The 12464-nt window shown below is 66.3% G+C and carries 7 protein-coding genes and 1 pseudogene; 3 read left to right on the top strand and 5 right to left on the bottom strand.

All coding sequences use genetic code 11. The features are described from left to right. From WJS89_RS06220 to WJS89_RS06210, 3 genes and pseudogenes are all read left to right on the top strand, one after another. Nucleotides 1-911: pseudogene (locus WJS89_RS06220) on the top strand (PAS domain-containing protein); the annotation flags it as partial. 90 nt (nucleotides 912-1001) lie between these two features. Beyond that, on the top strand, nucleotides 1002-5636 hold the full coding sequence (locus WJS89_RS06215) for an NAD-glutamate dehydrogenase (RefSeq protein ID WP_346340051.1): 4635 nt from the start codon (nucleotides 1002-1004) through the stop codon (nucleotides 5634-5636). A 7-nt stretch (nucleotides 5637-5643) separates the two neighbouring features. Then, the gene (locus WJS89_RS06210) at nucleotides 5644-6492 is read left to right on the top strand and encodes an ATP-grasp domain-containing protein (RefSeq protein ID WP_346340050.1); all 849 of its coding nucleotides are present in this window, start codon (nucleotides 5644-5646) and stop codon (nucleotides 6490-6492) included. Here the strand turns inward: WJS89_RS06210 and WJS89_RS06205 are convergent. From WJS89_RS06205 to WJS89_RS06185, 5 genes are all read right to left on the bottom strand, one after another. Next, nucleotides 6489-6740, bottom strand: a complete 252-nt coding sequence (locus WJS89_RS06205; protein WP_346340049.1) for a ribbon-helix-helix domain-containing protein — start codon at nucleotides 6738-6740, stop codon at nucleotides 6489-6491. The two genes, WJS89_RS06210 and WJS89_RS06205, sit on opposite strands and share 4 nt — an antisense overlap. Before the next feature lie 141 nt (nucleotides 6741-6881). After that, nucleotides 6882-7607, bottom strand: coding sequence for an acetoacetyl-CoA reductase (gene phbB / locus WJS89_RS06200; protein WP_346340048.1), 726 nt, complete (start codon nucleotides 7605-7607; stop codon nucleotides 6882-6884). Nucleotides 7608-7635: 28 nt separating this feature from the next. Continuing rightward, nucleotides 7636-8637 carry a ferrochelatase gene (gene hemH, locus WJS89_RS06195; RefSeq protein ID WP_346340047.1) on the bottom strand — a complete coding sequence of 334 codons (1002 nt, stop codon included), beginning with the start codon at nucleotides 8635-8637 and terminating at the stop codon, nucleotides 7636-7638. Then, on the bottom strand, nucleotides 8634-10742 hold the full coding sequence (locus tag WJS89_RS06190) for a molybdopterin cofactor-binding domain-containing protein (protein WP_346340046.1): 2109 nt from the start codon (nucleotides 10740-10742) through the stop codon (nucleotides 8634-8636). The genes hemH and WJS89_RS06190 overlap by 4 nt, the downstream gene beginning before the upstream one ends. Before the next feature lie 31 nt (nucleotides 10743-10773). Continuing rightward, entirely contained in the window at nucleotides 10774-12432 is a 1659-nt protein-coding gene (locus WJS89_RS06185) for a class I adenylate-forming enzyme family protein (RefSeq protein ID WP_346340045.1), read from the bottom strand. Nucleotides 12433-12464 lie beyond the last annotated feature (32 nt).

Here is a 12464-nt window from a genome sequence, read left to right as displayed (position 1 = left end):
CCGAAGCCGAAGCCGAAGCCGAAGCCGAAGCCGAAGCCGAAGCCGAAGCCGAAGCCGAAGCCGAAGCCGAAGCCGAAGCCGAATCGGACGGGTCGGATGAGGTCGTCGAGAATTTGCAGACGGAGCCGGACACCGATGGAAATCTCTCCGAGCCGGTGTCCGAGAGTGCGGTGGCGGAGCCGGCCCCGCCCGTCGTGACGTTCGATCCCGCAATGGAAGCCGCGGCCTTCGCTGCCGAGCAAGACGTCGACGCCGAGCTCGCGGTCGAGGAACCGAGCGCCGAGCCCGAAGAGGCGGATGACGAGGCAGACACCGTCTCCGCGCTGGCAGAATGGCTCGAAACCGCGCGCGCGTCGGCAGCGCTTTCGAAAGATGCGGACGGGCGCAGCCGCGCCGCGCTCTACGAGGCGCTCGGCCAGGCCTATGATTTCAGCATCGTCGCCGCCGAGGAGCCCGAAGCCTATGCCGCCCTGCTCGACGCGGCCGAGCTGACCGTCCAGGCGCGTGCGCCGATGACGCCAATCGTGAAGCTCGTTTTCGGGCTCGACTACGACAAGACACGCCTCACCGAGTTTGCCGCCGCCTTGAGCTACGGCCACCGCGAAGGCGTCGATCGCGGCGCGTTCGAAGCGTTCGTGTCCCAAGCCGAAGGCGGATTGAAGGGGCTGGTGGCCGCCGAGCGCCTCGCCAAGCGCGGCGAGGACGTACGCGAACCGCGCGCCAATCCCCGCATCGGAAAGGCGTGCGCGAGCCTGCGTCAGCGCGATTCCATCGATCTGGCGCATCTCGGCGCCAACGAGGAATTCGCCCTTGTCCTGGTTCGTCGCGACGATTCCGGCGGTCATGCGCCGATCGCCCGCGTGATCGACGACAAGCTCCTCGACCGCGCCATTTTGAACGCCGCCCGCTAGCCTCCAACGGACTACCGAACGCCCCTTGTTGTTGCATCGGGAGCGGGTCTATAGCCCGCGCCCACGTCTCGGGCGTCAGGATAGGAATTTATGGGCGAGCAGCGGATCGACGAGCAGTGCGTCGGCAAGTTGGAAGAGGCGCTGGAAGCAAGTGCGCTTCCCGGCGATCTCGAAGGGTTCGACAGTGAGGATCTGACGGAAGCGGCGGCTTTCGTCGCCCGCGTCGCGCAGCAGCGCAAGCCCGGCGAACTGAAGCTCACGCTTGAAAGTTCGGGCGGCGAAGCCGGGCAGCGGCGGATGCAGCTCGCGCTCGTCAACGACGACATGCCCTTCCTCGTCGATTCGGTTGCGGGCGCCGTTTCGGCCAAGGGCCTGTCGGTCTATCGACTGCTGCATCCGATCCTTGGCGTGAAGCGCGACAAGGACGGCAATTTCGAGAAGTTCGACCCGGACGCGCCGGCGGAATCGCTCATCTTCATCGAATTGGACCGTGCCGACGCGCGCAAGCGCAGCGAACTCTCCAAGCATCTGCGCGACGTGCTCGACCATGTTCGCGCGGCGGTGCGTGACTGGCGCGACATGCTTGCCGAGATGGAGGCAGACGCCGAGGCGCTCGAGAATTCACGGCCGGAGGCGGCGGCCTTCATGCAATGGCTGCGCCAGAACCATTTCACCCTGCTCGGCCACGCCCTCATCGAGAAGGACGGCACGCGCCGCGAAGGGCAGGGGATCCTGCGCTCGGGCGTCGAGCTTTGGGACCCGAGCGTCACCAAGGCCGCGATCGAGGCGCTCACCGACGGCGGCCGTAGCTATCTGATCATGAAAGCGGACCAGATCTCGCCCGTCCATCGTCGTGTCCCGCTCGACGTCATCATGGTGCGCCGCGACGACTGTATCAGCCTGCATTGCGGCCTGTGGACCAGCGCGGCCCTGCGCGCGCCTGCCGAAGACGTGCCGATCCTGCGCCAGCGGCTGGAGGCGCTCGACAAGGAGCTCGGCTTCTCGCCCGCCAGCCACGGCAGCAAGGCGCTGACCCATGCCATCTCCACGCTCCCCCACGACCTCGTTATCAGCTTCGAGGAAGAGGAAGTCCGCGAGGCGGCGCTGACCGCGATGAGCCTCGCCGATCGTCCGCGCCCCGTCATGCTGGTGCTGAAGGGCGCTCTCCAGCGGCATCTCTACGCCTTCGTCTGGCTGCCGCGCGACGAGCTGTCCACCTCGCGGCGCAAGGCGATTGCCGTCATGCTCGAAGACGAGGTCGGCTCGCCCGTCTCTTCCTTCTCGGTAGAGCTGGGCGACGGTGAGCTCGCCCTGCTTCGCTACACGATGGCAACCGACCCCTCGATGGAACTGCCCGACGTCGCCGCACTCGATGCGGCGCTGGTCGCAATGGTGCGCGGCTGGGCGCCCGCGGTCGAAAGCGAACTCATCGACCTGGTCGGCTCGGGCCGCGCGACGCGCCTGGCACTGACCTATCTGCCCGCGATGCCCGAAAGCTATCGGAGCCGCACCGAACCGAGCGAAGGCGCGCTCGACATCGCGCGGATCAGCTCGCTCGACGAGAAGAAGGACCAGCGCGACGTCCGCCTGTATCGTCGAGCTTCGGACCACGCCAACGAACTGCGGCTCAAGACCTATCGCAAGAAGGGCATCATCCCCCTGTCCGATGCGGTCCCCGTGCTCGAGGACTTCGGCTTCCGCGTGCTCGAGGAAATTCCCACCGGCCTCGCCGACGGCGCACTGGGCCAGCTTCACGATTTCCGTCTCGAACTGCCCGACGGTACCGATGTCGACGAGATCATGGCGCGCGCCGATGTGGTCGAGAAAGCCATCGCCGACGTCATTGCGGGTCTGGCGGAGAATGACGGGTTCAACAGCCTGGTGCTGCTCGCGGGCCTCGATCCCGCATCGGTCGTCTGGTTGCGCGCCTGGTTCCGCTACTTGCGACAGATCGGCGTCGCCTTCGGTCTCGCCACCGTCGTCGAGACCCTCCAGGACGCGCCCGAGGCGACTGCGGCATTGATCGCGGCCTTCTGCGCCGCACATGACCCTTCCAACCCGCAGGGCCGCGACGAGCGTTTCGCGAGAGAACTCGAGCGGTTCGACGATGCGCTCGCTCATGTGCAGGCGATCGACGACGACCGCATCCTGCGCCTCTTCCGCACGCTCGTTACCGCGTGCCTTCGCACCAACGCGTTCGCGATCGACGAAGGCGAGGCGCTGGCGTTCAAATTCGACAGCGGCGCGATTCCCGGCCTTCCGCGCCCCGTCCCGTACCGCGAGATCTGGGTCTACAGCCCGCGCGTCGAGGGCATCCACCTGCGCGGCGGCCCGGTCGCGCGCGGCGGGCTGCGCTGGTCCGACCGGCGCGATGATTTCCGCACCGAGGTGCTGGGACTCGTGAAGGCGCAGCTGGTCAAGAATGCGGTCATCGTGCCGACGGGCGCCAAGGGCGGTTTCTACGCCAAACAGCTGCCTGCGCCGAGCGATCGCGATGCCTGGCTCGCGGAAGGCACCGAAGCCTATCGCATCTTCATCCGCTCGCTCCTGTCGGTCACCGACAATATCGTCGAGGACAAGGTCGTCCATCCCGACGGCGTCGTCATTCACGATGGCGAGGATCCCTATTTCGTCGTCGCCGCCGACAAGGGCACCGCGAGCTTCTCGGACGTCGCCAACGCCATCGCGCTGGAGCGCGGCTTCTGGCTCGGCGATGCTTTCGCTAGCGGCGGGTCGAACGGATACGACCACAAGGCGATGGGGATCACCGCGCGCGGTGCCTGGGTGTCGGTGCAGCGGCATTTCCTCGAGATGGGCGTCGACGTCCAGACCGAGAGTATCGACGTCGTCGGCGTCGGCGACATGTCGGGCGACGTCTTCGGCAACGGCATGCTCTTGTCGAAGAAGCTCCGGCTGGTCGCGGCCTTCGACCATCGCGATATCTTCATCGACCCCGACCCCGACCCCGCCAAAAGTTGGAAGGAGCGCGAGCGCCTCTTCAAACTGCCGCGATCGAGCTGGCAGGACTATAATCCGAAGCTTCTCTCGAAGGGTGGCATCGTCGTCTCGCGCACGACCAAGTCGATCGAATTGTCCGATGAGGCGCGGGCTGCGATCGGCCTCGAGGAAGAAGGCCCCTTCTCCGCGAACCAGATCCTCTCGGCGATCCTCACGGCGCCTGCCGACCTTCTTTGGTTCGGCGGCATCGGTACGTACGTAAAGGCCTCAAGCCAGTCGAATTCCTCGGTTGGCGATCCCACCAACGACAATCTTCGCGTCGACGGCGCGGAATTGCGCGTCAAGGCAATCGGCGAAGGCGCAAACCTCGGCATCACGCAGGAAGGCCGCATCGAATTTGCCTTGGGTGGCGGTCGCATCAATACCGACTTCATCGACAATTCGGCGGGCGTCGATTGTTCGGACAACGAGGTGAACATCAAGATCCCCTTGAACCGCGAAATGCGCGAGGGTGATCTCGGTCTGGAAGAACGCAACGCTCTGCTCGTGTCGATGACCGAGGAGGTCGCCGATCTGGTGCTGGAGGACAACCGCCTGCAGGCGCTGGCACTTTCGATCGCCGAGGCGCGCGGCGCGACCGGCTTGCCCGGTTTCGTGCGTACGATCGAACTGCTCGAAGCCTCGGGCCGGCTCGATCGCAAGGTCGAGGGGCTGGCCAGCTCCGATGCACTCCTGCGCCGCGGCCTCGACAATGTCGGTCTCACGCGTCCCGAACTCGCCATCGTTCTATCGATGTCCAAGATGGCGCTGCAGGATGCGGCCGAGAAACTCGATCTGTGCGAGGATCCGATCATGGAAGCCGAGCTGTTCGCTGCCTTCCCGCCGCAGATGATCGAGGAGCATAAGGATGCTGTCGCGCAGCACCGTCTCGAGAACGAGATCATCGCCACCAAGGTCGCCAACCGCCTCGTGAACCGTCTGGGACCGTCGGTCGCGCTCGACATGACCGAGGAGGAAGGGGCCGCCCTGGGCCAGGTCGCGGTGGCCTTTCTCGTGGCCGAAAATCTGCTCGGCCTCCAGGAGCTTTGGGACAAGATCGAGACCGCCGACGTCACGGAAGCGACGCGCATCGAGCTCTTCTCGGTCGCGGCGAAGTCGATCCGCAGCCACCTGTCCGACATCCTCCGCTCGGCGGGCTCGGAAACCAGTGTTTCGGCGCTTCTGGATCTGTTCGGACCGGGCTATCGGGAAGTCGCAAAGGCGACCAAGCGCCTGATCCGCGCCGAAGTGCGTGCCGAGGCGGCCTCGCGGCGCGATCGGCTGACGGGGATGGGCGCCAGCGAGGACATCGTCGACGATCTCATCCGCCTGTTCGAGATGGATGGCGTGTTCGGCCTTTCGGCCTTGGCGCAGCGGCGGGAGACCGACATTCTCGAATTGACCTCGGCCTATACTCGCTTGGGCGAAGCGCTGGGGCTCGACTGGGCGCAGCAACAGCTCACCCGCTACGTTCCCTCCGATAATTGGGAGCGACTGCTCGTCGCGGGGCTCGCGCGCGATTTCGAGCAACTGCGGATCGACTTCCTCTCGCGCCTGAAGCGCGGCGATACCGACCTCGACGTGAAGATCGAGCGGTGGATCGAACGCAACAAGCCGCGGCTCGCGCAGTTCAATCGGCTGGTGAACCGGGCGCAGCAGGCAGGCGGCGTGTCCGTTCCGATGCTGGCGCAGCTCGCCAACCAGGCGCGCATCCTGCTCGCGCGCTGAGGCTGGAATGAAACTCGGACTTCTGACGCCTTCGCGGTGGGAACCCCAGTTCTTCGCCGCCGAACTGGCCCGCCAGCGCGCCATCTTCGAGGCCGATGGGCATGAGATCGTCGAGCGTCGCTGGAACGAGGCCGACGATACGTTTCTGAAAAGCGTCGATGCGGTCCTGCCGCTGATCGCGTGGGGCTATCATCTTGATGCAGGCCGCTGGTTCGACCTTCTCGATCGCATCGCCTTTCGTGGCGTCCCGTGCGTCAACGACCCTGCGATCCTGCGATGGAATTCGGACAAGGCCTATCTGACCGAGCTGGCCGGCAAGGGCGTCGCGGTCGTCCCGACGCTCGAGAGCGAAGAGGGCGAGGCGGATCTTCTCGCGCGTGCGGTGCAGGCATTCGGCACCGATCGCCTTGTGGTCAAGCCGCGGCTGTCGGCCTCGGGCGCGGGGACCTACGCAATGCGTGCGGGCGATGCCCTACCCGAAGACGTGCGCGACACGCGACTGATCGTGCAGCCGTTCCTTCCCGAAATCGCCGATGGCGAACTGTCGCTCCTCTATTTCGACAATGTCTACAGCCACGCCGTGATCAAGCGTGCAAAGGAAGGCGAATTTCGGGTCCAACCCGAATTCGGTGGCACCGATCAGGCGATCGATGCGCCCGAAGCCGCGCGGGCGCTGGCCGAGGCAGCGCTTGGCGAGGCGCCCTTCGCCCCGGCCTATGCGCGCGCCGATATGGTGATGACGGCGGGCGGTCCGCTCTTGATGGAACTGGAGCTGATCGAACCCGAGCTGTTCCTCCGCCATGCGGCTGACGAGGGTGCGGCATTTCGAGAAGCGGTCCTGAAACGGCTGGGCTAATCGCTCCGCGCGATCGGCCCTTCCACCATCAGCCATTGCCGAATCGCGCTCGCGAGCCCGCAGCGCGGCGCGCCCGTTGCGTCGAAGCGGGTAAGGTCGATCTGCGCGACCAGGGCGTTGACGGGGAGGTCGCGTTCGCTCGCGGCATGACGCAGCGCGGCCCAGAAAAGCGGCTCCAGCGTGATCGAGGTTTCGTGGCCGCCGATGGTGACCGAGCGTTTTGTCGGGGGGTCGGGGGTGAAGGTCATGTCAACATCCGCGCTTGCGGCGCGAGGGCGGCCTCGCGCCGTCGGTCGGGTTGGGCATGACCGACCCGCCGTCCGGTCTGCGCGCTCCGCCTTTGGCGGCTCGGCGACAGAAGGGTTTTGCCCTTCTGCGCCTGCGCCTGATCAATACATGTGCTGCCCGCCGTTGATCGACAGGGTCGAGCCGGTGACGAAACCCGCATCCTCGTCGACCAGAAACCCGACACCCCGCGCAATCTCTTCCGCCTTGCCGAGACGGTTGACGGGAATGCGCGCGACGATCTTCTCGAGCACGTTGTCGGGCACGGCCGCGACCATGTCGGTGTCGATATAGCCTGGCGCGATCGCGTTGACCGTCACGCCGCTGCGGGCGCCTTCCTGCGCCAGCGCCTTGGTAAAGCCGTGGATGCCGGATTTGGCGGCCGCATAATTGACCTGGCCATACTGGCCCGCCTGACCGTTGATCGAGCCGATGTTGACGATCCGTCCGTAGCCCCGATCGACCATCCCTTCGAACACCGCCTTGGCCATGTTGAAACAACCACCAAGGTTGGTGTCGATGACTTCCTGCCACTGGTTGCGGCTCTGCTTCTTCATCGTCGCATCGCGGGTGATGCCCGCATTGTTGACGAGCACGTCGACCGTGCCGAGTTCCTGCTCGATCTTCGTCACTGCTTCCTGGCACTGCTCGAAATCGGCGACGTCGAACTTATAAGCCTTGACGCCCGTGCGTTCGGTGAAGGCCTTTGCCGCTTCGTCGTTGCCCGCATAGGTCGCGGCGACGTTCATTCCCATGTTCTTCAAATGCACGCTGATCGCCTCGCCGATCCCACGCGTGCCGCCGGTCACGATTGCCGTTCTCTCGCCCATGTCCAAAACCTCTCCCTGTTGATCCTCGTCAGGTCCAGCCGGACAGTTCGCGGCGAACGAGCGCCTCGAGCATGTCCATGCCGACCTCATTGTCATTAAGACAGTCGAGACGGGCGAACCGTTCCCCACCCGCCTCGAGGAAGTCCTCTTTCCCGCGGATACCGAGCTCCTCGATCGTCTCGAGGCAGTCGGCCGAAAAACCCGGTGCGGCGATCGCGACCTTGGTGACGCCCCGCGACGGATAGGCCTTGAGTGTGTCGTCGGTCGCGGGGGTGAGCCACTGCGCGGGCCCGAAGCGCGACTGGAAGGCGATGTCTGTTTGGACCTCGAGCCGCTCGCCGAGAAGCCGCGCGGTCTTCTGGCAGTGGCAGTGATAGGGATCGCCCTTCTCGAGCGTGCGCTCCGGCATGCCGTGGAAACTCAGGAGCAGCCGGTCGGGGGTGAAGTCCAGACCCGCAAGCTGGCCGCGCAGATCCGCCTCCAGCGCCGCCAAGTGCACCGGATCGTCGTAATAAGGCGGCAACGTCCGGATTGCGGGCTGCCATCGCCGGTCTGCAAGCCAGTCCCCCAACGCATCCATGCCGCTCGCGGTCGTGGCGGCGCAATATTGCGGATAGAGCGGCGCGAAGAGGATGCGGCGCGCGCCTGCCTCCCACAACCGGTCCATCGCGTCGGGGATCGAGGGATTGCCGTAGCGCATCGCCCAGTCGACGACGACGCGTTCGCCGAGCCGCGGAGCGAGCTTGGCCGCCTGGTGCTTGGTGATGGCCGCAAGTGGGGAGCCGTCGTCGGTCCACACCTCGCGATAGGCCGCAGCACTCTTCTTCGGACGGGTGTTGAGGATGATCCCGCGAAGGATCGGCTGCCAAGCGATGGCCGGGATTTCGATGACGCGGCGGTCGGAAAGGAATTGCTTGAGATAGCGCCGGACCGCGCTCGTTTCGGCGGCATCGGGCGTACCAAGATTGGCGAGCAGGACGCCGACCTTGGGGGGCGGAAAGGTCGGGTGATCGGCGGGCTTTTGCGTCATGGCGTTCCGTCTAGCGCGAAGGGCAGGCGGCGCAAGCGTGGCCCTTGGTCGGCGGCGAGCGCATTGGTGATGGCGGCGGGCGCGATGGCGGGGCCCAGGGGCGTGACCCCGGTCGGCGGCTGGTCGGACGGCATGACCACGACCTCGACCTGCGCGTTTTCGGCGAGCGCAGCGCCGGGCCGGGCGCGGTCGAAGGACATTGCGTCTACATAGGTCGGCGCGGCCAGGATCGCATCGCGCGCGCCCTGGAGAAGCCCGCCCGCCACCTGCTGCTCGACAAGGCCGGGATGAACCGCCGCGCCACAATCGACCGCCGCGACGAGGCGATGCACGTCGACGCGCGTGCCGGTGAGGCTAGCCTCGGCGACGCAGGCGATCCGGCTGCCACGGATGTGGGCGCAGGCGATTCCCATCCGGCTGCCCGGACCGCCCCCGTCCCATCCGGCGGTATCGGCAGCGCGGCGCAGCAGCGACACCATGCGAAAGTCGCCCGACAGCATCGCCAGACGAAAAGAAAGCGGTTCACCGCGCGCCCGTCGCGCCAGTTCATCGACCACGCTTTCGGTGACGAACGTATGCAGCGCCTCCTCGCCAGCGTGATAGCCGGTGCGGATCGCGAGGTCGGCCTTGACCGCATCGATCCGCTGGTCGGGGATGGCGTAGGGCAGACCGCGCTCGCCGACATGCATTTGTGTCGTACCGCCGTCCGCGCGGGCCAGCATCGCGCCGAACCCCGGCAGGCCTGCATAGCGCGCCTGCCACGCAGCGATCCGTCCATCGCCGATCCGCGCCTGCACCAGCGCGGCGAGTGGTGGTCTCACCGGTGCGGTCGTCTGTCCCTGCCGATGCGAAAGCGTGACCTGCACAGGACGCCCCAGACGCCTGGCGAGATCGGCGGCGACGGGCGCGGCGTCATTCTCGGCCATTCGCCCGCTGCCCCCGCCTACCGACATGGGGATGAGCCGCACCGCGCCCGCGCCCACCCCGATCAGATCGGCGATGGCGGCGCGCGTCGCGTCCGGTGCCTGCGTGCCTGCCCAGACGTCCACGCCGCCGTCGCTGCGGGGGCGGGCGGTTGCGCTGATCGGCTCTAGTCCGCGATGGACGAGCGGAGCGATCCTGTAGCGCGCCGCGAATGGTGCCTGCGCATCGCGGATGGCGCGTTCGGCATCTCCGATGTCGACGAGATTTCGCGCCTCGCCCGCGTCGAGCGCCGTGTCCAAGGCGCGCTCGATGGCATCATCGTCGATCGGCTGCGACGAGAAGCGCACCCGCGCCGCCGCCAGCGCCCGCTCGGCGGCCCATCCGGTTTCGCCGAGGGTCGCGACATAGGTTTGGGTTTCGACAATCTCGACGAGCCCCGGCGTCGCGGTCGCCGCGGCTCGGTCGAGGCCCGTGATCCTGCCACCCGAAGGCGGAAGACGCACGGCGGCATGGAGCATCTGGGGCAGGCGCACGTCGCTCGCGAACCGCCAGCTGCCGCGCATCTTGGCGGGCAGGTCGACGCGGGGGGCGTCGGTTCCGACCAATCCGCCCGCGCCCCACTTGCCCAATTCGCTCGAAAACGGAGCCCGCCGCCCCGCCGCGCCCTCGGCAAGGTCGGCCAAGGGGATCGGGCGCGGACCGCCATCGACCAATCCGTCGCCGATCGTAAGATCGCCCACACTCGATCCCGTCCGTTCCGCCGCTTCCGCCAGCAGCAGATCGCGCATCGTCGTAGCGGCCTTGCGCACGCCGAGCGCAAACCCCTCGATCGACGTGCCGGCGCCGGTGAAGCGCACGTCCGCACCGAAGGCGCGCTCGATGGCCGGATTGTCGAACCCGCCGCCCGCCTGCAGCGGCTGGACGGCGATATCGTCGAGCCGCGCGCCCATTTCGTCGGCGACGAGCATGGCGAGCGCGGTCCAGATACCCTGCCCGGTCTCGACCTGCGGGCTATGGAGCGTGATGGTGCCGTCGGGGGCGAGCGTCAGCAGGCCGCCGATCGCGCGCCCGCCCTCGGGCACCGGCAGTGCGGCATCGCCGTCCGGCCACAGGCGCCACGCGACCAGAAGGCCGAGGCCCACGCCGCCACCGATCAGCAGGCTGCGCCGGTCAATCCGCATCGCACGCCCCCCGCGCCACGCTCAAATTCCGTCAGTCGCCATATTGCTTGGCGAGGGCCATGCGGTCGATCTTGCCGGTGCCGAGGCGCGGCAGCGGCGCATCGGCAAGAAGGATGTCGTCGGGCACCTTGAAGGCGGCGAGCTTGGACTGAAGATGTTCGCGCAACGCCTCGGATGCACAATCGCCCTCGCACCAGACGATCGCCATCGGCACTTCGCCCAGCCGTTCGTCCTTTTTCGCCATGACCATGCATTCGGCAACGGCGGGGTGCGCGTAGAGCGCTTCTTCGACCTCGGCGGCAGCGATATTCTCGCCGCCGCGAATGATGATGTTCTTCATCCGGTCGACGATGAAGAGATAGCCTTCCTCGTCGAGATAGCCGACATCGCCGGTGCGGAAAAAACCGTCGATGAAGGCGGCCTCGGTGGCTTCTTCGTCGTTCCAGTAGCCCTTGATGGTGGCGGCGGCGCGGATGCCGATTTCCCCCGTCTGTCCGGTCGGCACCTTCTTGCCATGGTCATCGAAGATCGCGATCTCGACGAACGGCTCCTGCGGGCGCCCGACGCTGGTCGGCTTGTCGCGATAGTTCTGCCAGAAATTGCCGCAGCCGACCGCATTGGTTTCGGTAAGGCCGTAACCCTGGATCGAACGGGTGCCGGGCAAATCGTCGTCCTGGCGCTTGAGGTGCGAGGCGGGACGCGCGGCTCCGCCCGAGTTGATGTCGCCCAGCGAGGACAGGTCGTACTTGTCCTTGTTCTCGTGGTTCATCAATTCCAGCGCCATCGTCGGTACGCCGGTGAAGACGGTGACCTTATGCTCGTCGATCATCCTTAATGCCATTTCGGCATCCCACTTGGGCATCAGCACCAGTGCGCGGTCGATGACATAGCTCGTCAGCATCACCGGAACCTCGCCCGTGACGTGGAAGAGCGGCACGCTGACCAGCGCCCGCATCTGCTCGGGGACAGGATTGCCCTGGCTCTCGAGGATCCCGCGCAGCGTCATCAGCGAAGTGACATAGGTGTAGGTGCCCTGGGTGACCTGGTGATGCGTCGAGACCGCACCCTTGGCCTTGCCCGTCGAGCCGGAGGTGAAGAGGATGGTGGCATCGTCGTCGGGTGTCACGGTCGGCAGTTCCGTCGCCTCGTCGGCGTCGTCGAGTAATGCAGCCAGCGCTTCTTCTGCAGGCTTGCGGATGTCGATGACGTGCAGCCTCGCGTCGATCCCCAGCGCATCGACAAGCCTGCCGCGCGGCCCGTCGGCGATGATCCTCGTGGGACCGGTCAGCTCCATAGCGTGACGCAGTTCCTCGCCTTGCCACCAGCCGTTGATCAATGTTGCGACCCCGCCTGCCTTCAGCACCGCCATATAGGCGGCAATCCAGACGGTGCAGTTGCGCATCGCGATGGCGACACGGTCGCCCTTCTGAAGTCCGCCCGCAACCAGTGCCTTCGCGAGCCGGTCGCTCAAGGCGTTCAATTCGGCATAGGTCAGTTGCTCGTCGTCGGTGATGATGAAGGGATGGGGGCCGTAGAACTGGCCGAACATCGAGAACATCATCGGCAGCGTCGGCGGAAAGTTAGCGACGATGGTGCGTCCATCGCCATTCTCGCCCAGCACGAGGCGACCCCCGGGCTCGCTGATCTTCTCCAGAACCTTTTCGTAAGCCTGATCCAGCGCGCTCGGCATCCATCTCTCCTTTGCCTTTGTGGCAGGCCACC

This window comes from Sphingomicrobium aquimarinum (genome assembly GCF_039655735.1).
In the GTDB taxonomy this organism is placed as follows: domain Bacteria; phylum Pseudomonadota; class Alphaproteobacteria; order Sphingomonadales; family Sphingomonadaceae; genus Sphingomicrobium; species Sphingomicrobium aquimarinum.
This window is presented reverse-complemented; position numbering and strand designations above follow the sequence as displayed.